We start from the raw sequence: 23,836 nt of genomic DNA, 5'->3' as shown, positions 1-23,836 counted from the left end.
GGGGGTAGGCGGCGAATTCACGGCTGCGCGTGACCACAGGCACGTGCAAGGACACTGTCCCGGCCTTGGCGAACTTCAGGTCCAGCTTGATGCTCTCGCCGCCTCTGAGGCTCTTGGGGATCGACTGGAGCATGAGCTGCGGGCTCGCCTTGCCGGTGTTCACGAGCTGGTTGCTCGGCAGCTGGATCGCGGGTGTCACCTTCACCGTGCCCATGTTCCCCGCGGAGACCTCCACCAGGCTGTCGGCGGCGCCTGACGTGTTGAGGATGTTCAGGTAGATCGGGGCGGAGCCGCGCCAGGGGAGCTGAGCCCCGGCGTCCGGGCCGAGGATGAACGCCTGGGGGATGTGAATGCCGCTAGAGCCATAAGCACCCTTGTCGATCAAGGCTTGGGCCTCGTTGGGTGCGTAGGGCTTGTTGGTGGTGGCGTCGAATCCAGCCCCGCAGCCGGCGAGTACGGGGGCTGCCAAGAACGCGGCGGCAACGGTAATCCAGCGACGGCTGGTCACGGCGGGTTCTCCTTGGTCTTGCGCGTGCGTGTAGGGCAGCGCCCACCATATCCACCAGATTCCATGGTCATATCCACACCCCCGCAGGTCATTCGCTATGTCCGGAATGGAGATTCATAGACTTGACCGTTTGTCAAGCCCTAATACGCGGCTTTGACCTGCAGTTATGGGGATTTCACTGTTCCGGGAGGCTGTGGATGCGTGGTACTCTGGAGTACAGCGGAAGGGGTACTTGTCACATGACTTTCCAGGTCGGCGACACTGTCGTCTACCCCCACCATGGGGCTGCTCGGATCGAAGCAATCACGAAGCGATCCATCAAGGGTGAGGAAAAGACCTACCTGGTGCTCAAGGTCGACAAGGGCGACCTTACCGTCCAGGTGCCAGCTGAAAACGCAGAACTCGTCGGTGTGCGCGATGTTGTCGGCCAGGAAGGCCTTGAGCGGGTTTTCGACGTCCTCCGGATGCCGCACACAGAAGAGCCGACCAACTGGTCTCGTCGTTACAAGGCCAATCTGGAGAAGCTCGCGTCCGGCGATGTGAACAAGGTCGCCGAGGTGGTTCGGGACCTGTGGCGGAGGGACCGCGAGCGCGGGCTTTCCGCAGGTGAGAAGCGCATGCTCGCCAAGGCACGGCAGATCCTGGTCAGTGAGTTGGCCCTGGCCGAGAAGACCAATGAGGACAAGGCTGAGGCCCTGCTCGACGAGGTTCTCAACTCCTGAGCGCGAATTTTCCGCGGGTGGGCGTCGGAGTCGACGTCCACCCGTTCAGTTCAGGCGCTTCGGAGCGAGAGCTCAACCTCGCCGGCCTGCATTGGCCGGGTGAGACCGGGCTGGAAGGCCACTCCGACGGCGATGCGGCCGCGCACGCTGCGTGCGATGCGCTGCTGTCCGCCGCCGGGCTGGGCGATCTCGGCCTGCTGTTCGGCACCGCCGACCCCCGATGGGCCGGCGCTTCGGGCGCTGCGCTGCTCGAGGAGACCGCCCGTCAGGTGCGTGCCGCGGGCTACGAGATCGGCAACGTGGCCATCCAGGTGATCGGCAACCGGCCCAAGCTGGCGCCGCGCCGTACGGAGGCCGAAAAGGCGCTCACCGCCGCCGTGGGGGCGCCGGTGAGCGTCTCCGCCACCACCACCGACGGGCTCGGCTTGACCGGGCGCGGAGAGGGCATCGCGGCCATCGCGACCGCGTTGGTGGTCAACCTTTCCGCATGACCGGGCGTCCTCTTGTCGGGATGCGTGAGGGTGTCCTGGCGGGTCGTCGCCTAGCCCGCCCAATGTGGAGGCGGCGGTTCGTCACTGGCGCGGTACGGACCGCCGCCTTCCCTTTTTGGTTGTTTGTCCTGTTCGGCGGGTAGGTCTTCCCAAGACATGTGAACGTCTTCGGGGGGAGCTACACATGATCGGCGCGATTGTCTCTGCTCTCGTCATCGGCGCCATCGTCGGTGCGCTGGCCAGGCTCATAGTGCCTGGCAGGTCGGGCATGTCCATCGGCCTCACCCTCATCGTCGGCATCGTGGCCGCGCTGATCGGCACGCTGATAGCGCACGCGTTCGGCTGGGCCGACACGCGTGGGATCGACTGGATCGAGCACATACTCCAGCTCGCGCTGGCGATCGTGGGTGTGCTCCTCGTGACCAGAATGGGCATGGGGCGCCAAGGACGAACCCGTGGCACACCCACCTGACCTGCTCGTACACCAAGAACGCGCATAATCGCCGTAGATCGGGTAGCGAGCATCCCCGTGGGAGTGAACCGCTCACTCTCACGGGGAGGTTTCATGTCATGACCATCCAATCCATCCTTGGCGCCATTGTGATTGGCGCCGTGATTGGCGCAATCGGTCGCCTGCTGCTTCCCGGCAGGCAGGCCATCGGGTGGATCCTCACCATCGTCGTCGGCATCGTGGCCGCCCTCCTGGGCACACTGCTCGCGCAGGTGCTGGGCGTGCAGACGACGCCGGGCATCGACTGGATCGAGCTGGTGATGCAGGTGGTGCTGGCGATTGTCGGCGTCGGCCTGGTCGCCGGACTCCGGCGGGGGACCCGGATCTAGGGCGAAATACATAGGCCCGCCCGGAAGCCGTGGCTTCCGGGCGGGCCCTCGACGTCTTCCGTCAGTCTTCTGGCGGACGGGGACTGCTGCGTAGGCGGCCCGAAGGGGCCGGGGTGTCCTCGTGGACCACCGGGTGCGGGGCGGTGTCCGCTAACCCGTCCTCGCGCCGCTCTCCGGCGTCTGTGTCGCTGTCCGTTCGGGGGCCGCTGTCCGCTCGGCTCACCGCCTGGCGCTCGCCGGCGTCGGCGGCCTCCGGGCCGTGCTCCGGGTCGGGCACTTCCTCGTCCTCGAAGACCGGGTGCGGCTGGGTGTCGGCGTCGCCGTCGTCCGGGCGGGGGTGGACGAGGACATCGGCCGGCTTGACCCGGTCACCCCAGCGGACGGGGCGGGTCTCCGGCTCCTCTCGGAGCTCCTCGTCGGCTTCCTGGGCGGGCTCGGCGGCCGCCCACGCGTGCTCCTGGTCCTGGACGGGCTCGTGAGCCTGCTCCTGGTCCTGGACGGGCTCGTGAGCCTGCTCCTGGACCGGGACTGGCTCGTGAGCCTTTTGCTGGTCCTCGACGGGCTCGTGGACCTGCTGCCGGGCCTGGACGTGCGCACGGGCCTGCTGCTGGGCCTGGACGGGCTCATCAAGCTGCTCCTGGGCCGGCCACTCGGTCACCTGCGCCGAAAGCGGAGGTCGTTCCTGGTCGGGCACCGGCGGTGTCTCCGGGGCGGCGGTGGGACCGACGAGCGGTGTGGGCTCCATCACGGGCGCAGGCGCCTCGGTGACCAGCGGAGGCGGCGTCTCGGCCGGCCGGGCGCGGTGGAAGGGCACGAGGTCCGGCTCGCCGTCGTCGCTCTCGTACTCGCCGGAGACCCGACGCTCCTGAACGTTCTTGATCATCAACAGCCACAACCACAGGGCCACGGCCAGCATGATCCAGGGCGCGAGGGCCACACCCACGGCCGCCTGCCGCGCGTCGAAAGTGAACCGCACCGCCGTGGCGACGTTCGCCGCCGCCGCGGCCACGATGAGCAGGATCAGCACGATCGCCGTCTGCACGCGTACCAGCAACCGGGCCGAGCGCAGCAGCAACACGCCGATCATCGCGACCACGAGGAGCGCGTCGAACGCCGCTGGATAGAGGAAGGCGAGGTCCTGCCTGGCCTCGCCGGTGACGGCGAGTCCGCGCAGGTCGTCGAAGGAGAGCGCGCACGCTGCCCCGGTCAGGGCGGCGACCGCGAGCCCGGCCAGGGCGATGCCCAGGCGACGGAGCGTAGAGGGGGGAGTCACGTCCATGGCGGTTCGAGCCTACAGAAGAATGTGAATCAAGACCGATCAAGGGAGAGACATGCCCCAGCTGCCAGAAGAAGCACGCAAACTCCTGGACGCCCCGAACTACGCGACGGTGACGAGCATCAACCCCGACGGCGGGCCGCAGTCGACGGTCGTGTGGGTGCGTACGGACGGCGACGACGTGATCTTCTCGACCGCCAGAGGGCGCAGGAAGCCGCGTAATTTCGAGCGCGATCCGCGCGCGAGCCTCCTGGTCATCGACCCCGACGACCCGTACCGGTATGTGGAGGTGCGTGGGCAGGTGACCATGACGGCCGACCCCGAGGGCGCCCTCATCGAGGAGCTCTCGCAGAAGTACCGGGGCGAGTCATGGGAGGACAAGCCGGGCGTTGAGCGGTTGATCGTCCGGATCCGGCCGGACAAGGTCACGTTGCGGGGCTGATTTATCGACGTGATAACGCCGCTAAGGCGTTAGCCTTTCCTTCGTGAGCCTGCACATCTACGACACCAGCACGCGCGCCATCCGTGAATTCGTTCCGGTCGAAGCCGGCCGGGCGTCGATTTACCTGTGTGGTGCCACCGTGCAGGCTCCCCCGCATATCGGGCACATCCGCTCAGGTGTGAACTTCGATGTGCTCCGGCGCTGGCTGGCGCGTTCCGGCTACGACGTGACGTTCTGCCGGAACGTCACGGACATCGACGACAAAATCATCAGAGTGGCGGCCGGAGAGGGCGTGCCCTGGTTCGTGGTGGCCGAGCGCAACCAGCGGGCCTTCACGTGGGCGTACGACACGCTGGGCTGCCTGCCGCCGACGGTGGAGCCGCGGGCCACGGGCCACGTACCCGAGATGATCACGCTGATGCAGCGGCTGATCGACCTCGGCCACGCCTATGCCTCGGGCGGGGACGTCTACTTCGACGTGCAGTCGTACGCCGACCGCTACGGCTCGCTCTCCAACCAGAAGGTGGAGAACATGCGGGCCGCGGCCGACACCGACGACGAGTCGTGCAAGCGTGACCCGCGCGACTTCGCCCTGTGGAAGGGCGAGAAGCCGGGCGAGCCGACCTGGCCGACCCCCTGGGGTCCCGGGCGCCCCGGCTGGCACCTGGAGTGCTCGGCCATGGCGACGAAATACCTCGGGCCGACGTTCGACATTCACGGGGGCGGGATCGATCTCATCTTCCCGCACCACGAGAACGAGATCACCCAGTCACAGGCGGCCGGCGACGGGTTCGCGCGTTACTGGATGCACAACGGGATGCTCAAGATCGGCGCCGAGAAGATGAGCAAGTCGCTCGGCAACTCGCTGCTGATCCCCGAAATGGTGCAGAAGGTACGCCCCGTGGAGCTTCGCTACTATCTCGCGGCGCCGCATTACCGCTCCTCGATCGATTACTCGGAGGAGGCGCTGCTGGAGGCGGCGGCCGCGTACCAGCGCATCGAGGGGTTCGTGACCCGTGCCGCCGAGGTGATCCACGACGTGGACGCCGACGCGCCGCTGCCGCAGGCGTTCGTGGACGCGCTCAACGACGACCTGGGCACGCCTCAGGCGCTCGCGGTCGTCCACGAGGTGGTGCGCGAGGGCAACGTGGCGCTGTCGCGGGGCGACAAGGAGGCGGTGGCCCGGCTGCTCGCCGAGACCCAGAACATGCTGGACGTCCTCGGCCTCGACCCGCGCTCGCCGCAGTGGCGGGGGGCCGGGTCGGACCTGGCGCCGGTGGTGGACGCGCTCGTGGCGGTGGCTCTGGAGCAGCGCAAGGCGGCCCGGGCACGCAAGGACTACGAGGCGGCGGACGCGATCAGGGACCAGCTGGCGGCAGCGGGCATCACGGTGGAGGACACGCCCCACGGGGCGCGCTGGGAGCTGTCCCGCTAGGCGGCGCTCTTCGAGGCTGCCTCGGCCAGGAGCTCGGCCTGCCGTGCCCAGTCCCCGCCGTCGAGGCCGAGCCCGACCGCGTCGGCTCCGGCGGCGGCGTACGCGGCCAGGCGCTCGGCCACTTGCGCGGGACTGCCGGTCACCGGGACGCCGGCCGCCTCCTCGGGCGACATCCGGTGCATGTCCACCAGGGAACGGACGAAGGACTCCAGGGCGGCCGCCGTGTCGCCCGCGAGGAACGCATGACCGCCCACAGAGATGGACGGGACCGGCCGGCCGAGCTCGTCGGCGATCTCGCGCAGCCGCGCCGCCTTCCCCGTCAGGGCCTCCGGGGTGATGAGCGACGGGGCCCACCCGTCCCCGTACAGGACGGCGCGGCGCATCGCAGCCTCGGAGTTCCCGCCGATCAGGATGGGCGGGACCGTCGCGGCCGGGGCCAGGACGAGCTCCTCGCCGGGAATCACTTCGGCCGGCTCTCCCCCGATGAGGCGCGGCAGGAGCTCCAGCGCGGCGTCGGCACGGCGGCCCCGCTCTCCTTGTTGCGCTCCGCCGGCCGCGCGCCAGAAGGGCGAACCGGGGAAGCCGCCGATACCGACGCCGAGCACGACACGGTCTCCGGACAAATGCTGGAGTGTTTGGATCTGCGCGGCGATCCAGGCGGTGGGGCGGAGCGGGAGGGTGAGCACGCCGAACTCCAGCTTGATCCGGCTGGTGGTCGCCGCGACGGCCGCCAGGACGAGGGTGGGGTCGAATCCTGGCGTGCCGTCACCGATGAGCAGGTCCGGCATCCCGACGGCGTCGTACCCGAGGGCTTCCAGGTGGCGAGCCATGGCGATGGCGGGGAGGCCGGAATCGTTCGCAGGCAGGCTGGTGGTGATCCGCATGACGTCACGGTAAAACGTCAAGCGGACTCGAGGTCAATTCGTGCCATCGTGGGCGCTTGCCACTCTCACCTCGCATACACCGTCCGAGCAGGAACGTTGTATGCGCCCCCGCGAGATCGTCTGCGCCAGCCCGATCGCCCAGCAGGTGGGACACCCCCGGAACGCCAGCACGCCCACGACGGCGAGCAGCAAGCTGATCGGTCCGATGACCGGGATGAGCGCAACCGAGCCGGCCAGCGCCCCGAAGCCCACCACACCGCGCACCAGATGCCGCGGCAGCGACGAGCTCGCAAAGCTCCGACTCTCAGTCACCGAGACCTCCAGGCCCCATACCGGACAGGGTGTGCTGCACGGCCGCGCGCGCACGATGCAACCGCGACTTCATCGCCGCGGTGCTGAGCCCCAGCGCCTCGGCCACCATCCGCCCGCCGAGCCCTTGCACATCCCGCATGATCAGCACCTGCCGCTGGTCGGCGGGCAGTGCCGCGATCGCCGCCGCCACCCGCGCGGCCTCCAGTCGCTCGAACACCTCATCCTCGGCCGACGGCACCGCGATGGACTCGGGGAGCGGCGGCTGTGGCCGCGCCATCCACCGTGCCCGCCGCACGCATTCATTGCGAATGATCCGGAACATCCACGAAACGAGCGCCCCTGAAGCACGCAAGGTTCCAATCTTGCGATACAGGACGATGAGCGCCTCCTGCGCGGCGTCCTCGGCATCCTCGGGCGTGGCGCACAAGGACCGCGCGAACCGCTGCACATGCGGGTGCGCGCCCGCCACCAGCGCCGCGATCGACTCGACGTCGCCACTGCGCGCGGCACTGATCAGCCGCTCGTCCGACCACGCCGTCTCAGCCACGTTCACGCCCCCTCCGGCGGAGCAGGACGACACTACACGTGCAGATGAGCACGGCAGCGACGGCGACGGCGATACCTACGACCACGTCAACCACCTCCATGTCCGTTTGTCGCCGGCAGGCTTGCCGGGACACGTATGAGAGGCACCGAAGCCGCGAAAGGATTCGCGACGCCGAGCGGTCGACGTCCGGACGATCGGGACACTGCCCCGATCGGCGACCCAGCGCCGGAATCCGCCACCGAGTCCGACGACGATCGCCTGATCGCCTGATCGACATGGCGCGCGCCCCCAAGGGCCTGAACTCTGGGTGCTCGTGGCTCGGCGAATCTGCCGGAGTGGCCCGGCGTGGTCGGTTTGGGATAAGGCGCCTGACGGCCCGAGTACCCTTGATGACATGGCAGCAGGGGGTAGGGCGTCGGGCAGGCCCGCGAAGAAGAAGGGCCCGTCCAAGGGCACCGGGGGTCAGGGACGCCGGTCGCTTCAGGGCAAGGGCGCGACTCCACCTGCCGAAATGCGCCATTGGTACAAGGACAAGTCCCGCGCCGAGCGCATCGCGCGTGAAGAGCAGGGCGGCACCCGCCGTCCGGCCCCGACCAGGCAACGCCGCTCAGAAGACGCTCCGGAGTACATCGGCGGCCGCAACCCCGTGCTCGAGGCCCTGCAAGCCGGCGTGCCCTCCAACGCCCTCTACGTCGCCCCGCGCCTCGAGAACGACGACCGCGTACGCGACTCCATCAAGATCGCCGCGGAGCGCGGCATCGCCCTGCTCGAGGTCACCCGCGACAAGCTCGACCGCCTGACCGAAGGCGGTGTGCACCAGGGCATCGCACTCCAGATCCCTGCATACGACTACGCGCACCCCTCGGAGCTGGTGGAACTCGCGCAGGACGCAGCAGAGACCCCACTGATCGTCGCCCTGGACTCCGTCACCGACCCCCGCAACCTGGGCGCCATCGCCCGCTCCGCCACCGCCTTCGGCGCCCACGGCCTCCTCATCCCGTCGCGCCGCGCGGCCGGCGTTACGGGGGGCGCCTGGAAGACCTCCGCCGGCACCCTGGCCACCCTCCGGGTCGCCCGCGCCGCCAACCTGACGGCAGCCCTGCGCGAGTACCGCGACGCGGGCCTCTTCGTCATCGGCCTCGACGGCTCCGGCGAAACCGACATCGGCGACGTTCAGCTACTGAGCGAGCCCGCAGTGATCGTCGTAGGCTCGGAAGGCAAGGGCCTCTCCCGCCTGGTCCGCGAACAGTGCGACGTCCTGGCCCGCATCCCGATGCACGCAGCGGCGGAGTCGCTCAACGCGGGCGTCGCGGCGGGCGTGGCACTGTACGAAGTCGCTCGTCACAGGCGTCTCTAGCGTCTACACTGATAGGCCGCGCCGACGTAGCTCAATCGGCAGAGCATCTGTCTTGTAAACAGAAGGTCAGGGGTTCGATTCCCCTCGTCGGCTCTACAACATGAAGCCCCTGAACAGGCGATACGCCGTCAGGGGCTTTCTGTTTGTCTGTACAAAGCGCGATCTTGCTAACAGGTTGCTAATAGAGCCACTGCGAGCGGCTCTGAAGCCAGGCGACGTTCCGTCCCGTCCAGCAGATGTACCAGTCGAGCAGGGCTACCGGCTGGATCCCCCGCTGCAAGGGAACCTCTAGCGTCTGTCCTGCGCCAAGGTGTGGAGGGCCACCAGTACATCACCTCAGTCCCTTCCATCTCCGTCATCCACAGGGTGCAGGCGAGCTCGCCGTTCGTCGCGAGCATGCTCATTCAGGCGAGGCCATGCCAGGGCCAGGATCATGGTGCTTGGCATCGGCTGGAGACGAACCACATGATGGGCTCGACGCCTACTGCGGCAAAGTTGCGGGAGGCGTCGAACGTCAACCAACGAAAGCGTGCGCGGTCAAGCGACCCGTACCGAATGAGGCCCAACGCTGATCGTCACATCGACATGGCCGCCGAGAGCGGCTGCGTAGGCGCGGATAGTCTCGAGTTCCATGGAGTCCAGATCGCCGTTCTCGATCTGAGAGACTCGTGCTTGAGAGATTCCGAGAGCAGCCGCCACCTCAGATTGAGTCTTGCCGACAGACTGGCGCAGTTCTTTCAGGTGGTGGCCGGCGACGTAGGCATCCAACTGCGCATCGGCGGCAGCCTGACGCTGTGGGTCGGCCAGCTCGGGGTACAACCGGTGTGCTTCCGCCTTAACCTCACGCCAATTGCGTCCAGGGCTCATCGCTTGCCCTCCCTCTTCGTCTCAGCTGACTTCGCGGCGCGATACTCGGCATAGCGTGTTTTGGCCAGCGGGATTGCTTCCTCGTACCAGCGCGACCATCTACCGGCCTTGTCACCGGCTACAAGGAAGATCGCTTCCCTGTCCGGGTCAAAGACGAACACGATTCTAATCTCGGTTCGCTTCCGGGAGCCCGGGCGGAGCTCCTTGAGATTGCTCATGTCGCCGTCCATCAGGGTGTCCACCAACGGACGCCCCAGGGCGGGACCGACTTCTGCAAGCCGGTCAATGGCTCTCTCGATCAAGGCGGCGGAGTCGGGATCGCTCTCGCAGGGTTTGAGGAACCACGATTCGACAGGCTCAAGCAGCACGATCTCCCATGCCACACAGGCAGTATAACCTCTAACTTATGTCGAGTCGAGTGGTGGGTCGCTCCGTGATGCGATCTCGGAGACGTTTGTGTGTGGCGTGCTGGTCGCATGCGAGCGATGTCGGCTGAGGCTCAAGGTGTGCGCGACGTAGAGGAGATGCGTACCGCAGCAGGCAGGACATGTGCTGTTGAAACAAGATGATCGGCCGAGGTGTCAAGTCCGAGATCCAAAACTGACGAGCATCGTTGACACCTGGGTCTCCGGCCACTACGGAGACCATCTATGTCGAACCCGAACCCCCCGCTCGACCGTGAGGCCAAGCGACGCCTGGCCATCATCCGCTACGCCGAGGAGGTCACCGGCAACGTCGCACTGACCTGCCGCTACTACGGAATCAGCCGATAGCCCTACTACATCTGGTACCGCCGCTATCTGGCCGAGAGCAATGCTCAGAACATGTGATCGGCTCGGGGGGCGTATCCTCCCGAGTGATCGAGTCGAAGGTCACTGACTGAGCCAACGTTGGCGCGCTGGAGGCCGAGGCCAACTCCTATTTGGCCGAGCTGGCCGACGCTCGCGACGCCGACGGCCGTCATCTGGTGGTGCGCAACGGGTTCCACGGCGAGCGGACGATTGCCACCTCGGCCGGGCCGGTGCAGGTCAAGGGGCTGCGAGTGAACGACAAGCGGGGTAGATGCCGAGACTGGGGAGCGTAAGCGGTTCTCATCGATGATCGTGCCGTCGTGGGCGCGCAAGTCCCTGAAGATCTCCGAGGCATCCGCTGCTGTATCTGCATGGCCGGTCCACCGGCGACTTCGTCCCCGGCCCTGGAGCAGTTCCTCGGGCCGTTCGCCGGGCTGTCGTCGGCGACGGTGTCGAGGTTGACCTCTCAGTGGACCGATGATCACAAGGCGTTCCACACGAGCGACTTGTCGGCGACCGACTTCGTCTACGTTTGGGTCGACGGCGTGCATCTGAAGGTCAGGTTGGACCAGGCCAAGGCGTGCGTGCTGGTCTTGGTGGGCGTCCGGGCCGACGGCAGCAAAGAGCTGATAGCTCTGGACGAGGGCTACCGGGGAGTCGTCGGAGTCGTGCGCGAATCTGCTGCGCGACTGCGCCCGGCGCGGGATGCGCGCCCCGCATCTTGCCGTCGGCGACGGGGCGCTGGGCTTCTGGAAGGCGCTGCGCGAGGTGTTCCCCGAGACCAAGGAGCAGTGCTGCCGGGTGCACAAGGGTTAGGGGAGTTCACTCACCTCTGTGGCACCGTGCTGCGGCACGGCTGGGGGCCGCACGCGCCGCCGTCTCGGCACGCCGCCGCCTCCCGCTGGCGCTCCCTGCGGACGGCTAAAAGCACCCGGCGGACGGCTGGCCGGGACGAGGGGAGGGGGCCGCCGTGCGACAGTACAGTTCCGGTCACAGGGGAGCGCACTTCTCGGGTCACGAGGCGGGCCAGTCAGCGCCGGCGTGCGCGGTCACAGAGTCGGACTTACTGCATGCCTCCGTCGGGCGCTCCGGTTCCGCGCAGCCAAGATCGTTCCTGTCCATCTGAGTGGGTTGCCGTGGAAGCCTGCCCGTCTGCCGCCGTCCCAGGGCAAGCCCTAGCAGACCGGCCGCGGGCCCGCCTTCTCTCCATCACGCCCCTGACACCGGGCACGCGTCCGGGCAGCCCCGCGGCCGGCCCGCTACCCTGACGGTGGACGACGGCAGGCGGGCAGGCCAGGAGCGTGGTTGGCTGACGCTCAGCGGGGGCTGAAGGCTTGCCGGTCGCGTCAGGGGGCACTTGATCGGTACTACCGAGCTGGGTGGCAGTGGCCGCCGCTGTGGGAGTGTGAAATGGGGCTTTTGGTCTTTGTCATCAAGACCGCCGAAACCGAGGAGATCGTGACTTATGGGTACGGCGGAGGCCCCGACGACCTCGTGGGCGTGGTGAGCATTCATAAGGCGACCGGCACCCCAGTGGATGAAGACGCCCTGCCGGGGCAGGCCCGGATCGCTCTGCGGGCCATCTTCAGGGGAAAGTCGAAGACCGACGATTGGCCACACCACTACACCTATGCGGCCTGACCACCGCGAGTGGCAAACTGACTGACATCCGGGATGGCGATCGAACACACGTGCGGATGCCGGGCATAGATAGCTAGCTTGCCGAACTTGTGACTCCTCAGTGGATCAGGGTGATCGGGGCCGCATCGGTGTCGGGTTCGGAAGTTTGGTCGCGATCGTCAGCCCGCCGGTAGTGCGAGCTTCTTCGCGTACCCGCTCAGCTCGGTCATCGGCGCACCCGATAGCGCAGGTGGAGCACCCGGTTGCCCTGGATCACCACGTCAGGGTCCTCCAACAGGTGCTGCGCGTGGACTGACCCGAAGTAGCGCTTGCCGGACCCGAACACGACGGGTACGACGTCCATGCGCACCTCGTCGACCAGGCCCGCGGCAAGCACCTGGCCGCCGACGTCGCCAGCGGCGACCTCGACCATGCGGTCACCCGCAAGCTCCTGCGCCTTGGCCACGGCTGCCTCGACGCCGTCGACGAAGTGAAACGGCGCCTCGGGGTCCCAGCCCTCGGGCTCCGGCCGGTGCGTCACGACGACCACGTGGTCGACCCCACCTGGAGGCTTCCCGTCCCAGCCGTCCGTGATGTCGAAGACGTGGCGGCCGACGATTGTCGCCCCGATCTGGTCCCAGTACGCCCGGGTGTAGTCGTAGGACGTCTGCGACACCTTCAGCTCGCCGCTCTCGTCCAACGGGACGTCACCGCTGGACAACCAGTCGAACAGCGGTCCGGGCTGGTCATTCTCGTCCGCGACGAAGCCGTCCACCGACACCGAGCTGTACATGACCACCTTGCCCACGGGGCTCTCCTCTGCTTTGGGGTGCCCCCAAATTAGCGTGTCGTGAGCTGTCGCTCTTGTAAGAAATCAATCGGCCGGCAGCGGCCAGCCGTCCAGCGCGTGGCCGGGATGTTCGCGCAGGAACCGCCGCCGGACTTCGACGTACCGGGTCGGCGTGAGCCCGGTGAATGCCCGGAACTCGTGGCCGAAGTGGGCCTGGTCGAAGTAGCCCGCGGCACCGGCGAGGTCGCCCCAGTCGATCGGTCCGGCGGGGTTGATCGCGAACACGGTGGCGGTGAAGCGGTAGGTGCGGGCCAGCCGCTTCGGCGTGACGCCGATGAGCTCCTTGAACCGCTGCGCCAGATGAGTGCTGCTGACACCGGCAGCCACGCTCAGGTCGCCGATCGCCACCGCCCCGCTGGCCGCCGCGATGACGCTGCTCGTATGGCGGACCAGCCCCAGACCGGCGGTCTCGCACAGCCGTCGCATCAGCTCCTCCTCGAGCAGCGTCAGCATCTCGTACGGCCCGGCCGCCGTGGCCAGCCGGTCCCGCAGCTCAGCAATGGCGGGCCGGCCCCAAACCTGCTCCACCGTCACCGGCCGGTCACACAGCTCGGCCGCGGGCATCGGCAGGAACGGCGCCAGCCCCCACGGCTTGACGTGCACGCCGACTGACCGGGTCCCCGGCGGATAGCCGAACTCGAAGGCGCGGGTGGGCATGGTGACCACGCAGCCGTCGGCGTACTCGGCCGTCTCGATGTCGGTGCCGGCGCGGATGCGGAACGGCGCCCCGAGGTTGACGATGAGCAACGCCGACGGACTCGGCGGCAGCGTCAGCCGGGCGTACGGCGGCGCACCCTCCAGGTAGTAGAGGTCGTCGATCAGCCCGTCCAGCGGCGGTCGCGGCACTCTGGACACGTACTCCACGCGTCACAGCATCGCCGATGCACGGGTGGGCCGCCAGGTCGTCGTACGCCGTCAGTCGCGGAACTGCGGCGGGCGCTTCTCCTTGCGCCCGGCCACGGCCTACACGAAGTCACCGGTCGGCAGCCGCACCAGCAGCCGGCCCACGCCCTCCCTGTGCATGTGCTGCTCCCGGCTCGCGGCGTCCATGCTGTCCCACAGCGTCCGCTCGGCCGAACGCTCGCTGTGGAGCACCTGGAGGATGCCGATCGGGTCGCCCAGGCAGCCTTTGGTTGGTGACAGGAGTGGGGACTGGAGAGGCGCTGACGCCCAGGTGACCGCATGCTGATTCTGCCGATGAAGGCTGGAGCGTTTGCCGGTCGATTTGGAGACGGCGTTCAGTCATGTGGCGGCTCGGGGATGTCGGTGAGAAGCAGCAGCGCCCAGCGGGGCGGGGCCGGCTCCCATTGCCTGTGTCCATAGCCAGCGCTTCCGCTGCCTTCGTGCACATGGCACAGTCCTCACTGTGCCGTTGGACGATCTGCCGGACTGGTTGCCGGCTTGGTGTCTGGACCATCTGGGTGGCGAACCCGCCGACGTGCTGTTCCAGCTGCAACAGATGTCGATGGTGTTCGGTCTCCGGTTGGCAGATGGTACGAACGTCGTGGTCAAGACGCGCGCCGATGACGGTCGGGCCGGGTCGTGTGTCGCGGCGCAGGCCCGGTTGGCCAAGCGCGGGTTTCCATGTGCCCGGCCGCTCACGCCGGTGGTCGGTGTCGGTTCGCTGGCCGTGCACGCCGAGGAGTTCAGGCCCGGCGGCGACGTGTTGCACGGGGACTCGCCGGACGTGGCCGTGCGCTACGCGGAGGTGTTCGCTCAGTTGATGGCCGAACTGGCCGACGTGACCGTCGCGCCGCCGCTGCCGAATCCGCGCTGGGTGCGTTGGGACCACTCGGATTCCGGGGTGTGGCCGGCGATCGAGTTCCTCGATGAGCCGGACCAGAGTGCCGTGCCCGCATTCGTCGTTGACACGGCCGACCGGGCCCGCGGGCGGATACTGGCCGCCGGCCTGCCGTGCGTGCTGGGCCACGCCGACTTCGAGGCGCAGAACCTCCGGTGGCACGGTCGAGAGGTGTGGGCGGTGCACGACTGGGACAGCCTGGCGTGGCAACCGGAGGCGGCGCTGGTGGGAGCGGCGAGTGGGGCGTTCGCCAGCGCCGGGCCGCCCACGCTGGCACCGATCGAAAGTTCCGAGGCGTTCCTGGTGGCCTATCAGGACATTCGGGGGCGCTTGTTCACGGCCGTGGAGCAGGAGATCGCGTGGGCGGCCAGCTTGTGGCCGGCAGCGCACAACGCCCGATGGGAAGCACTGCACGGCGACATCCCGGTGTCCGGCAATGCGCTCCGGGCACAAGCAGCCGAACGCCTCCGCCGAGCGGATGCCTAGCATCAGCATGCGAGCTCTGGTGAATGCCTGCCCGGCACCAACGTATGGGCGCACCGTCGAGAATCCGGCGGATCGCCGCGTACAACTCGACCGTGGACTTTGGGCTGCGCCATCGCCACCTCATAGCCGATCCCCGCGCCGCCATCCGCGTAGCTCACGGCGATCAGCAGATCCTTTACCTGCTCGGATGAGGCCACGATGGCAGGGTCTAGTCTCCTCGTCATACCTCGGCCTCGGGTGCTTTCCGGTCGAGCTCTTCGCTGAGCGGATTCCGGGGGACGCTTCTTGAAGACGCGCGGTGAAGCCGGTTGAACAGGACACGGTGACGGCGGCGGAGCGATGCCTAGTTTCTGATTAGCAAGAGGCGTCCTTGGAGCTGGGCGGCTGGAAGCGTCAAGAACTCCATCATCCCAGCTCAAAGAGCACCTCATTTGCCTTTCGGACCCTCGCTCCCATGTTCAGGCCGTGGATCCAGGCTGAGCGCCGGAAAGCCTACCAAGCATGCCTGCGCGCACATCTTCAGGTGCTCCAAGCGCCCAGCCAGCAATCAAAGGTAGCAGCAATAAGCTGTATTCCGCCACGGTCCTATACCGGCTGCCCGGCAGACAGTTCTGGCCTGCCTTCTCCCGTGCATCGAGTACCCAACACAGCCGCCCGGGTTGCAGCGATATTGCGTGGAGCACTCGTCCGCCGCAGCGCGGTGTTCTGGAACGACCAGCGCAAGAAGACGGTCGCCGATACTTCCGATGGATCGCATCACTTCGTTTGTTCCATTTCTGTGTTGCCGATTTGATTTGCAGTGAAAAATTCTCTTACCGGCTCGCTCTCCCTTCTGCTGGGGTCTCTGGCAGGGGTTAGCTTTCGAAGGGTGATGGCGTGGACATCGGCGATGGGGAAGTAGCCGTGGTCGCGAGAGTCGAAGCTGGCGTCGGTGTTGTCGCCGATCAGGATGAGTTGTCCGTCGGGTACACGGGCATCGGGCACCAGGGGCCGCACGGATAAAGGGACCGGATCGCCGGGCAGCGCGACGATGCGCTTGATGAGGAAGGGGCCGCCCATCGGCAGTGGGCTGAGCACCACGGCGATATGGCCGTTTCTCAGGGCAGACGGGGCCACTCGCCGGGCCACGAGCTGATCGCCGTCGGTGAGAGTGGGCGCCATGCTGTAGCCGTCCACGCGGATGATCGAGTACGCCCGGCGCAGCCATACGATCAGCGCGATGAGAGCAATGGCAGCGCACCCGGTGGCGAGGAGGATCGAGGCGGTCACCGCAGGACCACCTCCTCTTCCTGCTGCTGGTAGCCGCCGGCCCGCGGGCGGAACAGCGGGGCGTACGACCCGCCGATGGCCATGAGGTCGTGCTTCGGCCTCTGGGGCCGGCCCCGCACTTGCGCGAGCGGTGAAGACTCGCCCGATCCGAGTGTCGAGATACTGCGAACGATGTGGCAGGGCGGCCGCCTTCGTGGCGGCGATCACGCTCCCACCAGGGCCAGCGCGTCCAGGTCGGTGCCCGCTACCGTGCCGTCGGCATCGATCACGTAGACGGTTGGGTACCCGCTGACCTTGAACGTGCTCTGCAGGTCACCCATCGGTGCCTCGACCACGACCCTCGCCACGTCACCCAGGCGCTCGATCTCCTCGGCGACGTCCTCACCGGGATCGGCGACGACCACGGCGAAAGCCTGGCTTGAGGACCGGCGGGCTCGTGCGATGAACCGCGGCAGCAGCTCCTGACAAGGCAGGCAGCTGGGGAGAAGAAGGCAATGAGCGCGGGCCCACCCAGAAGCTCATGAGAGACCGGCTCGCCGGCGGTGGTCATGGCCGCGAACTCCGGCATCCTCTCGCCGATGACAAGCCCATCCATCATCGGCGGACCGAACGCGGGTTGCGCGGCCAACTTGCGGAGCCGACGGATCACTCCGGCCATCAGCAGCAGATTCACCATGCACAGCAGACCGACCGCAACGACGGCCGCGGCGAGATATTCCATCACACCCGCTCCCCGGGTCTTTCCATGAACAGATCGGCGAGGTCGTCGAAGACGATCAAGAGGATGGCTCCTACCAGACCGGCGACTGCGGCGATCGCCAGCCCGGCAGCCGTGACATCGCCGGGGGCTGCCAGACCTGCCCAGCCCAGCACGACCACCGCCAGCAGCAGGCTGTTGCGCACCAGGTGCGACGGGCCCAGCGGGACCTCCGAAGCGCCGAAACAGCGGCACGAGGCCCGCGTCCCCCGCCGGATGGAAACGGCGACCCACGCCGAGAAACAGACCAGCAGTGTCCCGCTCATGGCCAGCCCCAGCGCTGGGAACAACATCGCGACGGGCACGACGGCCTCCACGGCTGCCACCACCACGGCCGCCGGCCATCGAACCCGCACGGGCAACATCACCAGAGAAGACGAGAAGGCCCGCAGCGCCGCACGGCTACGCAGCTTGGTGAAAGCCGACACGGCGAACACCGCAGCGAGCAAGACCTGGCAGGCCACCACCACTAGAGCCATGCCGAGGTATGTTTCTGCTCCGTGTTAGCGCCTCACTAGCGCGGGACTAGCGCGGGGTGCCCGAGGTGGCCGCCCCCTTGCCGGGTGATGACAACGCCGGTTCACGTTGCCGCCGATCGATGTCCCGCGCGTGAGCTCCAGTGGTTGCGGAGCGCACCGCACATCGCGGCGACCACCGCCATCACCGCGAACGCCAGCCGCCACGAGCCCAACTGGGCGAACAGGCCGCCGAGCGCCGGACCGGCGAAGTTGCCGACACCGTACATCGCCGACATCAGCGCCGCGCGTCCACAGCCGCGATGGCAGCGCCGAACGGATGACGGCGAACCCCAGCCCGGACAGCAGGCCCGCACCCAGCCCCCGAACTCCGCGCGAAGCCAGCAGCACCGCCATCGCCGGGCTCACCGCACAGGCCAGCCAACCCGCCGTGAACGTGGCGAAGCCGAGAAGCCGCCCAGCAACTCCCGCCAGGAGGGCGAGGCGAGGTTCACGCGGTCACCCCCATCGTCCGGTGCGGGCCATCGTGGCCTCCACCGGGTTCGGAGCCGCCGACCATGGCACGGCAATGGAGTCGTTCCGCGCATCGGTCAGTCCGTCGCACGGCTGCAGCTCGCCTGTTCTGACAGCAAGCTCCACGCGAGACTGTTCGTGGTCACTCATGACTTCAGGCGTGTCGTTGAACTGACCCGGAGACTTTCCGCCGCCCGTCGTCGGCGGTGCTGGACCGATGGGCGCGAGAGTTTTCAAGTCCCGATGGAAGCTGACGCACTGACCGCCAAGCTCGCCTGGACGGATGGTGGAATAAACCGCTCGAAATTTGGCGTGTCACTGCGCCTATGGCTCGAGGTTTCCGCGACGGAGCCGCCGACCTCTACTTAGGGGCTCGCGGGAGGACCATCCTGGCCGGGTCGACCAGCAGGAGGCCCGCGACACCGAGTACGGGAAGGAGCGTGAGCTGCCACAGGCCGGCGCCGTCCCAGCCGAGTGCGCCGACCAGGCGGGCGAACAGGAGACCGGAGAAGGCCGCGGCGACGTAGTAGGTGAGGATGAACAGGCCGGCTCCGCGGCCGACTTGTCGCGGTCGGACGGCGCGCTGCATGGCGGTGGAGCAGTTGGTGAACAGGAAGCCGCTGGCGAAGGTGCCCATAAGGAAGGACAGCAGGTACTGGGCCGGGGCGGCGGTGGCGACCTGGTACATCAGGTACGCGGTGACCGCGGTGGCGACCATGGCGAACATCAGGAGGCGGGCCTGGTTGAACCGGTCGCCCAGCCAGCCGGCCGGCAGGGCCATCATGGCGCCAAGGCCACCCATCGACACGGCGAAGGCCGCCTGGTCTGGGGCGAACCCGAGCGCTTCGCGCAGGAAGGTGGGGTAGAGGCCGAGGTAGCCGTAGAAGACCAGGCCGGACACGGCGCAGGCGATGCCGATCCCGAGGGTGTTGCGGTTGTACGGGGACGCCGGCACGTGGTCATAGGACGTGGCATCGGCTTCCGTGGTCCCGCCGGTGACCGACTCGGTCATCTTGCGAGACACCGTGACCACGATGAGCAGGCTCATGACGAGACCGGCGGCGGCGAACAGGAAGAACGGCGCCCGCCATGTCCCCCAGCTCTCGGCGAATCCGGTGCCGATGAGCGGACCCAGGAACACGCCCAGACCGAAGGCCACCCCCACGACGCCTGCGGCCAGCGCGCGGCGGTGGAAGAAGAACGCCCCGATCACCGCGTACAGCGCGGTGGCCTGGACGCCCTCGCCGATACCCGAGACCAGGCGGTAGACGCTCATGTCGACGAAGCCCACGGCCAGTGGGATGGCCAGCGTGCCGAGGGAGTAGACCAGCACGCTGACGACGACAATGGCCTTGCGGGAGAGCCGGTCGGCCAGATAGCCGGTCGGCAGCCCGGCGAGCGCCAGCCCCAGCGTGAATCCGGTGGCCAGCAGCCCGCCCTGCTCAAGGGAGAAGCCGAGCTCGGTCCGGATCTCGGGCAGCAGGGGATAGAAGATCTGCCGGTCCATCGCGTTGAGCATGTACGAGGCGCACAGGACCGCGAACCCGATCGCGACAGAGGCTTTCGTCAACTGCTGGGAACTCGCGTGGGGGGAATCGCCTTGTGGACGCTCGGTGGTGCTGCTCATCTCGCTCTCCTAGGTGCGGGAGGGGTACAACCCGGCTTGCTGCACGTCAAAGCTGGGATGCCGGCACGGCGGGTATGGGGAATTATCAAGCGGACGGTCGTCCGTACAGTGGTCGCATGAGTTGGCCTCAGAATGATGTGCACGAGAATGCCTGTCAAGAGGCTGTACCGCAGATGTAACGTCACGGACGATTGTCCGCATGGTGGCTAAGTGCTAGCCGGCACGTGCGGAGCCGTCCGGCAGTCGGCTGCGGAACGCCGTCCGGAGTGTTGGATCATCTGGCCCGGATCGTTCTATCGTCGGTGGGTGACTGGAGCCGGCGATAGCGACGATCATCCCCGCAAGCTCTCCGACACCTTGCCGGATCTCACCATGGACCTCTCCGACACCGCGTCGTTCCATCACGACCTCGGCGGCACGGCCTCCGTCGGCCTGCTCGACACGGTGGTCTCGCAGCGCGTCCATCCAGGACTCGACCGCGCCGCTCCCGCGCCGGCGCAGACGGGCACCGTCTACGTGCTGCGCCGGCACCGGCAGCACCTGGTGGCGGGCATCGTCCTTGCCCGCATGCCGCGCGCCTGCACCACGTCCATGGCCAAGTCCTGGGCCGCTCGCCAGGTCGTCGCCCGGCTGCGGCCGTGGGAGCCGCTCGACGAGGCCGATCCGGACGGTGGCTGGCACACCACCAGCGGCCTGCTGGTCGAGCAGTACGCCCTCTTCCGCCATCCCGGCGGCTGGTACCTGCTCGACGTGGTCAGCCGGGTTCCCCGGCCGCGCATCGTCACTGACGACGACGCGCAAGCCTGGGCGGCCGACGTCCTGACCCCTGATACCCCGCTGAGCTGGGAACGCGGTCCCGCCACGGTGAGCGCCACGACGTGGTACGCGCGCTCGCCCACCGGCCGCCCATGACTACCCCGAGCCGCGTCGGTCCGGTGCCGCCGTACACGACGTAGGGTCCACACAGCAACCAGTCCCCGGCCGCGACCACGTCGGCCTTTGCGAGATGGGAGCATGCATGACCGTCACTCCCGCGCACCTGCGCGCCCTCGCGAGCCGCGCCGAGGCGCTCACCGCCGAGGTTCGTGCACTCTGCGGCAGCGCCCCGAACGGCTCGCCGGAGCCGGACCACCTCGCGGTGGCGAGGAACGCCGCGGATTGGCTGGCCAGAGGCGCCGCGGACCTGGAGCGCGCGGCCACAGAGCTGGCCCAGCTCCAGGCGCAGCCGTGCGGCCTGCCGTGGCGGGTCTGCCCCGAGCACGGCAACACCCTCGCCTCCAGAGCCGGCGTCTCCACATGCCGGGTGTGCGGTCGCACCTGGAACTACAGCCAGCTCGGCCAGCCGTGCGTGGAGCCGGTGACGTGGAAGGTGCTCGACCGGGCCGGAACGGAGACGAGGATGTGCGACGGGCACGTCCTCGGCGCCCGCGCGGCCGCCGCCGGCGCGACTTTCGTACGCCTCGACCAGCCATGACGTCGCCGGCGTGTTCCTGCTGCTGTCAGAGCTGAAGCAGGCTGCCGTGGTGGTCGATGCGGTCGGCCGACTCGTCGTCGAACCACACGCCGCCGGTTGCCAGGTAGCGGAAGCGGTGGGTCCCCGGAGGGAGGATCACCGACACCGTACGCAGGCCGTTGCGGCGGGGCAGGAGTTCGTGGCGGCCGGGTGACCAGTCGTTGAAGTCGCCGACCACGCTGACGATGCCGGCTGGCTGGTCCGGGGGCAGGGTGAAGGTGATGCGGGTCTTCGTACCGAACAGGGGCGTACGCCTGAGCATGGCAAATCCTCCCGGGGGGCGGGGAACGCCCCTAGCTTGATGGGGCTGGAGAGTCGGGAGGAATAGGACACGCGGGGGCGTAACCTAGTTTTCACGAGAGTTCACAGAACGGCAGCGTAAGACCGGGCTGGGCGGGGCTAGACGTCGACATTCACGTGGGCTTGCCACACGCCGTCGGTCTTGCCGAAGCGCAGGTGGCGTACGGCGACCGCCTTGGGCACCGGGCCCACCCGGTCCACGGTGGCGACCGGCACGGTGGCCAGGCGTACCTCGACCTGCCCTGCAGTGGCCTTTGTGCGCTCGTCGACAGAGACGTCCACCGCCACCCGCCGGCACGCCTCCACCTGGTAGATCGCCTCGTCCAGCACATCGAGGAGCAGCGCCTCGTCCGTCTCCTCGGCCGAGACGATCACGATGCTGTCGTCCGGCACGGCGTCGCCCACGTCGGCGAAGTTCTCCACCAGCGCCTGCACTGCCTCCGCCAGGCACTCCTCGCGAGTGTCCGCCCATGCCTCCACGGCGATGCCGGCGATGTGCGGCACCGCGCGATGCCCCCTACTCACACTGTCCACTCCATCATCAACACGAACCGCTGGGAAGAGGGCGGGGCGATTAGCGGCAAGGAGGGGGACACAGCTGAACGTTTCGATCATGATTGGGCAAGCAGTGCTCCCGCCGACCCCCTCCGGCCGAGAAAGGTGGATCTGGTGATGGCGATGACCGCTTATGGCTCGCTCGCCGAGGAGTCATTAGCCGACCTCATGGTGATCCTGCCCGGCATCGTGCTTTCGGCGTTAATCGCGTTGGCCATTCTCATTCTCGTTCCCGTGCTCGTCGCGCGGACGAAAAGCCCGCGCCGTTCGATACACTCGGCCCCCCCGCCGGACGGGTCTTGGGCGTGGCGTGCCCGCCCTGGCCAGATCTGGTGGGCAGATGTCCCGTACCGCGGCGGAGAGGGATCCAAGGAACGTCCCTGCCTCGTCGTACGCACACACCAGGACGGGATCGAAGTGCTCCAGATAACCAGCAAAGCCAAGCCCCACCTGCCCTTCCGCATGCAAATCCCGACGAAATCATGGGACCCGAAGGCGCGTACGGACAGCACGCTTGACTTCAGTGGCACGCCGCGGTTTGTGGACAACCACCGAGTTCGCCGTCTTCTCGGATCCTGTGATGCCCGGGTGTGGAATGTCGTAACGCAATACCACCAACCTGGCTGGGTTTATGACGCTCAAGAGCCTCGTCGATGAGATGGATCTCGACGAGTTCGCGCTGTACGGGATCGGCGAGCACGAGTTCTGCGACGAGTCGAGCCGGCTGCGTCCGATGAACCTGCGACCTGGTCGAGCCGGGACACCTGCGTGTGCAGGTGTCACCGGACGGCCAGGAGCCGATCAGTGACCGCGCACGGCGCACAGCAGCCGGTTGTTCCCGCGCTGCCAGAGCGTGCCGATCTCGGTGAAGCCGGCCGCGCGCAGCGCCTCGACGTGGTGCGACATCAGGTGTGACTCGGAGCCGTCGTGGGTGGCCCCGGCCGTGGTGCGCTCCTGGTCGAGCTCGGCGAACATCGGGTCCGCCGTGATCGCCTCCCACCAGGCCCGCCACTCCTCCGGCCGGTCCGCGCCGAACGCCCGCTCGGTCTGGCGGTCGTGCACGGCGCGCTCCAGCCGCGCAAGGACGGGCGTGGCGTCGTCGGTGTCCATGTGGTCACCGTTGAGCAGCACCCCGCCCGGCCGCAGCACCTCCGCCAATTCCGCGTAAACGCGGCGCAAGTCAGGACCGGAGATCCAGTGCAGCGCGGTCGTGCTGACCGCGGCGTCGGCGGGCCGGTCCAGGCCGAGCAGCCCCGTCCACCCGCTCGTCCGCAGGTCGGCGGGCACGAACGTCAGCTGCGGATACGCGGCCCGCCCGAGCCCGAGCAGCAGCGGATCGGCGTCGACCGACACGACGGTGGCCTTGGGCAGCCGGTCGAGCAGTCGCGCGGACAACGACCCCGGCCCGCACCCCAGGTCGATGACCAGCGGATCGGGCCGTCCCAGCGCCTCCACGGCGTCGATCAACGCGGTGAACCGCTCCTCGCGGTCGGGAAGGTAGCCCTCCTGCTGCCGGTCCCAGCGCGCGATCCATGCGAGTGCGGCATCGTGAGTGAGCACGAACATCTCCCTGTGACTGTCGTTTAAGCTTTCGGTA

At 67.9% G+C, this 23,836-nt stretch carries 32 protein-coding genes, 1 tRNA gene and 1 pseudogene; 15 read left to right on the top strand and 19 right to left on the bottom strand.

Annotation, left to right across the window (positions count from 1 at the left end; translation table 11 throughout):
• A partial coding sequence (locus ETD86_RS09140; protein WP_246147797.1) for a copper chaperone PCu(A)C domain-containing protein occupies positions 1-508 on the bottom strand: 508 nt, incomplete at its 3' end.
• Positions 509-747: 239 nt separating this feature from the next.
• Here ETD86_RS09140 and ETD86_RS09135 point away from each other — a divergent pair.
• From ETD86_RS09135 to ETD86_RS09120, 4 genes are all read left to right on the top strand, one after another.
• The gene (locus ETD86_RS09135; protein ID WP_043624891.1) at positions 748-1,230 is read left to right on the top strand and encodes a CarD family transcriptional regulator; all 483 of its coding nucleotides are present in this window, start codon (positions 748-750) and stop codon (positions 1,228-1,230) included.
• A gap of 17 nt (positions 1,231-1,247) precedes the next feature.
• Entirely contained in the window at positions 1,248-1,721 is a 474-nt protein-coding gene (gene ispF, locus ETD86_RS09130; protein WP_138665665.1) for a 2-C-methyl-D-erythritol 2,4-cyclodiphosphate synthase, read from the top strand.
• 184 nt (positions 1,722-1,905) lie between these two features.
• Positions 1,906-2,193, top strand: a complete 288-nt coding sequence (locus ETD86_RS09125; RefSeq protein ID WP_138665664.1) for a GlsB/YeaQ/YmgE family stress response membrane protein — start codon at positions 1,906-1,908, stop codon at positions 2,191-2,193.
• A 98-nt stretch (positions 2,194-2,291) separates the two neighbouring features.
• Positions 2,292-2,561 carry a GlsB/YeaQ/YmgE family stress response membrane protein gene (locus ETD86_RS09120; RefSeq protein ID WP_138665663.1) on the top strand — a complete coding sequence of 90 codons (270 nt, stop codon included), beginning with the start codon at positions 2,292-2,294 and terminating at the stop codon, positions 2,559-2,561.
• A gap of 61 nt (positions 2,562-2,622) precedes the next feature.
• On the opposite strand, the gene ETD86_RS09115 is transcribed toward ETD86_RS09120, so the two are convergent.
• Entirely contained in the window at positions 2,623-3,834 is a 1,212-nt protein-coding gene (locus ETD86_RS09115; RefSeq protein ID WP_170222965.1) for a DUF2637 domain-containing protein, read from the bottom strand.
• A gap of 58 nt (positions 3,835-3,892) precedes the next feature.
• Here ETD86_RS09115 and ETD86_RS09110 point away from each other — a divergent pair, with 58 nt between their 5' ends.
• Together ETD86_RS09110 and cysS are read left to right on the top strand one after the other, a co-directional pair.
• On the top strand, positions 3,893-4,279 hold the full coding sequence (locus ETD86_RS09110) for a PPOX class F420-dependent oxidoreductase (RefSeq protein WP_138665661.1): 387 nt from the start codon (positions 3,893-3,895) through the stop codon (positions 4,277-4,279).
• Between the two features lie 43 nt (positions 4,280-4,322).
• Complete coding sequence (gene cysS / locus ETD86_RS09105) at positions 4,323-5,714, top strand: cysteine--tRNA ligase (RefSeq protein ID WP_138665660.1); 1,392 nt, start codon at positions 4,323-4,325, stop codon at positions 5,712-5,714.
• Here cysS and ETD86_RS09100 read toward each other — a convergent pair.
• From ETD86_RS09100 to ETD86_RS09090, 3 genes are read right to left on the bottom strand one after another with little or no spacing between them, the layout of a single operon-like run.
• Positions 5,711-6,598 (bottom strand): LLM class flavin-dependent oxidoreductase, encoded by an 888-nt coding sequence (locus ETD86_RS09100; protein WP_138665659.1) that lies wholly within the window; start codon positions 6,596-6,598, stop codon positions 5,711-5,713. The genes cysS and ETD86_RS09100 overlap by 4 nt on opposite strands.
• 33 nt (positions 6,599-6,631) lie before the next feature.
• Positions 6,632-6,910, bottom strand: coding sequence for a hypothetical protein (locus ETD86_RS09095; RefSeq protein WP_138665658.1), 279 nt, complete (start codon positions 6,908-6,910; stop codon positions 6,632-6,634).
• Positions 6,903-7,463, bottom strand: a complete 561-nt coding sequence (locus ETD86_RS09090) for an RNA polymerase sigma factor (RefSeq protein WP_246147796.1) — start codon at positions 7,461-7,463, stop codon at positions 6,903-6,905. The genes ETD86_RS09095 and ETD86_RS09090 overlap by 8 nt, the downstream gene beginning before the upstream one ends.
• Positions 7,464-7,851: 388 nt before the next feature.
• Between ETD86_RS09090 and rlmB the strand changes: the two genes are divergently transcribed.
• Both rlmB and ETD86_RS09080 read left to right on the top strand, forming a co-directional pair.
• Complete coding sequence (rlmB, locus tag ETD86_RS09085) at positions 7,852-8,814, top strand: 23S rRNA (guanosine(2251)-2'-O)-methyltransferase RlmB (protein ID WP_138665657.1); 963 nt, start codon at positions 7,852-7,854, stop codon at positions 8,812-8,814.
• A gap of 20 nt (positions 8,815-8,834) precedes the next feature.
• Positions 8,835-8,907: transfer RNA gene (locus ETD86_RS09080), tRNA-Thr, on the top strand.
• A 444-nt stretch (positions 8,908-9,351) separates the two neighbouring features.
• Here ETD86_RS09080 and ETD86_RS09075 read toward each other — a convergent pair.
• The gene (locus ETD86_RS09075) at positions 9,352-9,681 is read right to left on the bottom strand and encodes a helix-turn-helix domain-containing protein (protein ID WP_138665656.1); all 330 of its coding nucleotides are present in this window, start codon (positions 9,679-9,681) and stop codon (positions 9,352-9,354) included.
• Entirely contained in the window at positions 9,678-10,064 is a 387-nt protein-coding gene (locus ETD86_RS09070; RefSeq protein WP_138665655.1) for a type II toxin-antitoxin system RelE/ParE family toxin, read from the bottom strand. The genes ETD86_RS09075 and ETD86_RS09070 overlap by 4 nt, the downstream gene beginning before the upstream one ends.
• Before the next feature lie 267 nt (positions 10,065-10,331).
• Between ETD86_RS09070 and ETD86_RS59050 the strand changes: the two genes are divergently transcribed.
• The 3 genes and pseudogenes from ETD86_RS59050 to ETD86_RS09055 all read left to right on the top strand — a co-directional run bounded on the left by ETD86_RS59050 (position 10,332) and on the right by ETD86_RS09055 (position 12,113).
• Entirely contained in the window at positions 10,332-10,454 is a 123-nt protein-coding gene (locus tag ETD86_RS59050) for a hypothetical protein (RefSeq protein WP_281286892.1), read from the top strand.
• A 122-nt stretch (positions 10,455-10,576) separates the two neighbouring features.
• Positions 10,577-11,282: pseudogene (locus ETD86_RS58015) on the top strand (IS256 family transposase); the annotation flags it as partial.
• A gap of 600 nt (positions 11,283-11,882) precedes the next feature.
• Positions 11,883-12,113 carry a hypothetical protein gene (locus ETD86_RS09055; RefSeq protein WP_138665654.1) on the top strand — a complete coding sequence of 77 codons (231 nt, stop codon included), beginning with the start codon at positions 11,883-11,885 and terminating at the stop codon, positions 12,111-12,113.
• Positions 12,114-12,318: 205 nt separating this feature from the next.
• Here ETD86_RS09055 and ETD86_RS09050 read toward each other — a convergent pair whose 3' ends face one another.
• The 3 genes from ETD86_RS09050 to ETD86_RS59045 form a co-directional block, all read right to left on the bottom strand.
• Complete coding sequence (locus ETD86_RS09050) at positions 12,319-12,900, bottom strand: dihydrofolate reductase family protein (RefSeq protein ID WP_138665653.1); 582 nt, start codon at positions 12,898-12,900, stop codon at positions 12,319-12,321.
• A gap of 66 nt (positions 12,901-12,966) precedes the next feature.
• On the bottom strand, positions 12,967-13,806 hold the full coding sequence (locus ETD86_RS09045) for a helix-turn-helix domain-containing protein (protein ID WP_211369920.1): 840 nt from the start codon (positions 13,804-13,806) through the stop codon (positions 12,967-12,969).
• A gap of 99 nt (positions 13,807-13,905) precedes the next feature.
• On the bottom strand, positions 13,906-14,037 hold the full coding sequence (locus ETD86_RS59045) for a hypothetical protein (RefSeq protein WP_281286891.1): 132 nt from the start codon (positions 14,035-14,037) through the stop codon (positions 13,906-13,908).
• 271 nt (positions 14,038-14,308) lie between these two features.
• On the opposite strand from ETD86_RS59045, the gene ETD86_RS09040 reads away from it, so the two are divergent.
• The gene (locus ETD86_RS09040; protein ID WP_138665652.1) at positions 14,309-15,229 is read left to right on the top strand and encodes an aminoglycoside phosphotransferase/kinase family protein; all 921 of its coding nucleotides are present in this window, start codon (positions 14,309-14,311) and stop codon (positions 15,227-15,229) included.
• 756 nt (positions 15,230-15,985) lie between these two features.
• Here the strand turns inward: ETD86_RS09040 and ETD86_RS09035 are convergent.
• The 6 genes from ETD86_RS09035 to ETD86_RS09015 all read right to left on the bottom strand — a co-directional run bounded on the left by ETD86_RS09035 (position 15,986) and on the right by ETD86_RS09015 (position 19,871).
• On the bottom strand, positions 15,986-16,498 hold the full coding sequence (locus tag ETD86_RS09035) for a S26 family signal peptidase (protein WP_138665651.1): 513 nt from the start codon (positions 16,496-16,498) through the stop codon (positions 15,986-15,988).
• Positions 16,495-16,617, bottom strand: coding sequence for a hypothetical protein (locus ETD86_RS59040; protein WP_281286890.1), 123 nt, complete (start codon positions 16,615-16,617; stop codon positions 16,495-16,497). Before ETD86_RS59040 ends, ETD86_RS09035 begins: the two co-directional genes overlap by 4 nt.
• 84 nt (positions 16,618-16,701) lie before the next feature.
• Positions 16,702-16,902, bottom strand: a complete 201-nt coding sequence (locus ETD86_RS09030; RefSeq protein WP_138665650.1) for a thioredoxin domain-containing protein — start codon at positions 16,900-16,902, stop codon at positions 16,702-16,704.
• Between the two features lie 316 nt (positions 16,903-17,218).
• Positions 17,219-17,734 (bottom strand): MauE/DoxX family redox-associated membrane protein, encoded by a 516-nt coding sequence (locus ETD86_RS09025; protein ID WP_138665649.1) that lies wholly within the window; start codon positions 17,732-17,734, stop codon positions 17,219-17,221.
• 101 nt (positions 17,735-17,835) lie between these two features.
• A complete protein-coding gene (locus ETD86_RS56810; protein ID WP_211369919.1) occupies positions 17,836-18,009 on the bottom strand; it encodes an MFS transporter in 174 nt (57 codons plus the stop codon).
• Between the two features lie 596 nt (positions 18,010-18,605).
• Positions 18,606-19,871 (bottom strand): MFS transporter, encoded by a 1,266-nt coding sequence (locus ETD86_RS09015; protein WP_138665648.1) that lies wholly within the window; start codon positions 19,869-19,871, stop codon positions 18,606-18,608.
• 306 nt (positions 19,872-20,177) lie between these two features.
• On the opposite strand from ETD86_RS09015, the gene ETD86_RS09010 reads away from it, so the two are divergent.
• Together ETD86_RS09010 and ETD86_RS09005 are read left to right on the top strand one after the other, a co-directional pair.
• Positions 20,178-20,783: a hypothetical protein gene (locus tag ETD86_RS09010; protein WP_138665647.1), complete on the top strand. Its 606-nt coding sequence runs from the start codon at positions 20,178-20,180 to the stop codon at positions 20,781-20,783.
• Positions 20,784-20,889: 106 nt separating this feature from the next.
• Positions 20,890-21,345 carry a hypothetical protein gene (locus tag ETD86_RS09005; protein ID WP_138665646.1) on the top strand — a complete coding sequence of 152 codons (456 nt, stop codon included), beginning with the start codon at positions 20,890-20,892 and terminating at the stop codon, positions 21,343-21,345.
• Between the two features lie 25 nt (positions 21,346-21,370).
• On the opposite strand, the gene ETD86_RS09000 is transcribed toward ETD86_RS09005, so the two are convergent.
• On the bottom strand, positions 21,371-21,646 hold the full coding sequence (locus ETD86_RS09000) for an isoamylase early set domain-containing protein (RefSeq protein ID WP_138665645.1): 276 nt from the start codon (positions 21,644-21,646) through the stop codon (positions 21,371-21,373).
• Positions 21,647-21,783: 137 nt separating this feature from the next.
• Positions 21,784-22,209 carry an archease gene (locus tag ETD86_RS08995; protein WP_170222964.1) on the bottom strand — a complete coding sequence of 142 codons (426 nt, stop codon included), beginning with the start codon at positions 22,207-22,209 and terminating at the stop codon, positions 21,784-21,786.
• 147 nt (positions 22,210-22,356) lie between these two features.
• Between ETD86_RS08995 and ETD86_RS08990 the strand changes: the two genes are divergently transcribed.
• Positions 22,357-22,896, top strand: a complete 540-nt coding sequence (locus ETD86_RS08990; RefSeq protein ID WP_246147801.1) for a type II toxin-antitoxin system PemK/MazF family toxin — start codon at positions 22,357-22,359, stop codon at positions 22,894-22,896.
• Between the two features lie 144 nt (positions 22,897-23,040).
• Here ETD86_RS08990 and ETD86_RS08985 read toward each other — a convergent pair whose 3' ends face one another.
• Positions 23,041-23,799, bottom strand: a complete 759-nt coding sequence (locus tag ETD86_RS08985; protein ID WP_138665642.1) for a class I SAM-dependent methyltransferase — start codon at positions 23,797-23,799, stop codon at positions 23,041-23,043.
• Between the last annotated feature and the right edge of the window lie 37 nt (positions 23,800-23,836).

Source organism: Nonomuraea turkmeniaca, from assembly GCF_005889735.1.
GTDB classification, from domain to species: domain Bacteria; phylum Actinomycetota; class Actinomycetes; order Streptosporangiales; family Streptosporangiaceae; genus Nonomuraea; species Nonomuraea turkmeniaca.
The sequence above is the reverse complement of the archived record's forward strand: the minus strand, read 5'-3'. Positions and strand labels throughout refer to the sequence as shown.

Excerpts from the sequence above, each read along its gene's own strand:
- ETD86_RS09135 (WP_043624891.1), top strand. The coding sequence starts at position 748 with ATGACTTTCCAGGTCGGCGACACTGTCGTCTACCCCCACCATGGGGCT.
- ETD86_RS09125 (WP_138665664.1), top strand. The coding sequence starts at position 1,906 with ATGATCGGCGCGATTGTCTCTGCTCTCGTCATCGGCGCCATCGTCGGT.
- ETD86_RS09120 (WP_138665663.1), top strand. The coding sequence starts at position 2,292 with ATGACCATCCAATCCATCCTTGGCGCCATTGTGATTGGCGCCGTGATT.
- ETD86_RS09110 (WP_138665661.1), top strand. The coding sequence starts at position 3,893 with ATGCCCCAGCTGCCAGAAGAAGCACGCAAACTCCTGGACGCCCCGAAC.
- ETD86_RS09100 (WP_138665659.1), bottom strand. The coding sequence starts at position 6,598 with ATGCGGATCACCACCAGCCTGCCTGCGAACGATTCCGGCCTCCCCGCC.
- rlmB (WP_138665657.1), top strand. The coding sequence starts at position 7,852 with ATGGCAGCAGGGGGTAGGGCGTCGGGCAGGCCCGCGAAGAAGAAGGGC.
- ETD86_RS09075 (WP_138665656.1), bottom strand. The coding sequence starts at position 9,681 with ATGAGCCCTGGACGCAATTGGCGTGAGGTTAAGGCGGAAGCACACCGG.
- ETD86_RS59050 (WP_281286892.1), top strand. The coding sequence starts at position 10,332 with ATGTCGAACCCGAACCCCCCGCTCGACCGTGAGGCCAAGCGACGCCTG.
- ETD86_RS09055 (WP_138665654.1), top strand. The coding sequence starts at position 11,883 with ATGGGGCTTTTGGTCTTTGTCATCAAGACCGCCGAAACCGAGGAGATC.
- ETD86_RS09025 (WP_138665649.1), bottom strand. The coding sequence starts at position 17,734 with ATGGCTCTAGTGGTGGTGGCCTGCCAGGTCTTGCTCGCTGCGGTGTTC.
- ETD86_RS56810 (WP_211369919.1), bottom strand. The coding sequence starts at position 18,009 with ATGTCGGCGATGTACGGTGTCGGCAACTTCGCCGGTCCGGCGCTCGGC.
- ETD86_RS09015 (WP_138665648.1), bottom strand. The coding sequence starts at position 19,871 with ATGAGCAGCACCACCGAGCGTCCACAAGGCGATTCCCCCCACGCGAGT.
- ETD86_RS09005 (WP_138665646.1), top strand. The coding sequence starts at position 20,890 with ATGACCGTCACTCCCGCGCACCTGCGCGCCCTCGCGAGCCGCGCCGAG.
- ETD86_RS09000 (WP_138665645.1), bottom strand. The coding sequence starts at position 21,646 with ATGCTCAGGCGTACGCCCCTGTTCGGTACGAAGACCCGCATCACCTTC.
- ETD86_RS08990 (WP_246147801.1), top strand. The coding sequence starts at position 22,357 with ATGGCGATGACCGCTTATGGCTCGCTCGCCGAGGAGTCATTAGCCGAC.